At 72.0% G+C, this 1291-nt stretch carries 2 protein-coding genes; both read left to right on the forward strand.

Annotated features, from left to right (window positions below):
* Nucleotides 1-976 (forward strand): multicopper oxidase domain-containing protein (locus tag FH969_RS14960; protein WP_180359837.1); only part of this gene is annotated, 976 nt, incomplete at its 5' end.
* A gap of 53 nt (nt 977-1029) precedes the next feature.
* Nucleotides 1030-1291, forward strand: a 262-nt coding sequence (locus tag FH969_RS14965; RefSeq protein WP_139988003.1) for a DUF2249 domain-containing protein, incomplete at its 3' end; no start/stop codon positions are given.

A 1291-nucleotide genomic window follows, 5' to 3' on the forward strand; every position in this document is an offset into this window, starting at 1 on the left:
CACCGCGAGCGGCACGTCGCAGGCCGACGCACCCTCCGCCGTCGAGGATCTCGACCTGATGGCGAGCCCGGACGCGGACTGGACCGCGCGGGACGCCACTCTCCCGCCCGCCGCGACGAGCGGCACTGACGCGCAGGGCATGACGAGCGAACCGGACCCGGACGGCACGGGCACGCTGCACCGGATCACACTCACGGTCGGGGAGACCGAGGTGGAGGTGGCACCGGGCGTCACGCAGACCCGGTGGACGTACAACGGCACGGCGCCGGGGCCCGCGCTGCGCGGCGCGGTCGGCGACACGTTCGTGATCACCCTGGTCAACGACGGCACGATCGGCCACTCGATCGACTTCCACGCCGGAGCACTCGCGCCCGACGGGCCGATGCGCACCATCGATCCCGGCGAGTCGCTGGAGTACACGTTCTCCGCCGACCGGAGCGGGATCTGGATGTACCACTGCTCCACGATGCCGATGAGCATGCACATCGCGAGCGGCATGGTCGGCGCCGTGATCATCGACCCGCCTGGCCTCGCGCCCGTGGACCGGGAGTATCTGCTCGTGCAGTCCGAGCTCTATCTCGGGCCGCAGGGCGGGGAGACCGACGCCGCGCGGATCGCCACCCAGAACCCCGACCTCGTGGTGTTCAACGGGTACGCGAACCAGTATCGCTACGCGCCTCTCGAGGCGCGTGTGGGCGAGCGGGTGCGGATCTGGGTGCTCGACGTCGGGCCGAACCGCCCGAGCTCGTTCCACATCGTCGGCGGCCAGTTCGACACCGTGTTCGCCGAGGGCGACTACCTCCTGCGCGACGGCGGATCCACCGGGACCGGCGGCTCGCAGGCGCTCGCGCTGCAGCCCGCGCAAGGCGGGTTCGTGGAGCTGACGTTCCCACAGGCCGGTCACTACTCGGTGGTCTCGCACGTCATGAGCGACGCCGAGAAGGGCGCCGGCGGGGTCGTCGAGGTCACGCCGTGACATCCCCCATTCCCCCACCCGCCGCACCCGCGGCCAACCCGAAGGAGGGCCGCATGGCCCAGCAGGACGTCCAGCTCCACATCTCCGCTCCCGCCGCCGCTGGCGGTCACCAGTGCGACTGCGGGCACGACGACGCCACGCCCGTGTTCGACGTGCGGGACGTGCCGCACGCCGTGCGGCACGGGGCGGTGTTCGGGGCGCTCGCCGCGACTCCACCCGGCAGCGCACTGGTCATCATCGCGCCGCACGACCCGCTGCCCCTCCTCGCGCAGCTGCACGAGCGATTCGCACTCGAGGTCGGCTACGACGTCGCCG

Origin of the sequence: Miniimonas arenae (assembly GCF_006351005.1) — a bacterium.
In the GTDB taxonomy this organism is placed as follows: Bacteria; Actinomycetota; Actinomycetes; order Actinomycetales; family Beutenbergiaceae; genus Miniimonas; species Miniimonas arenae.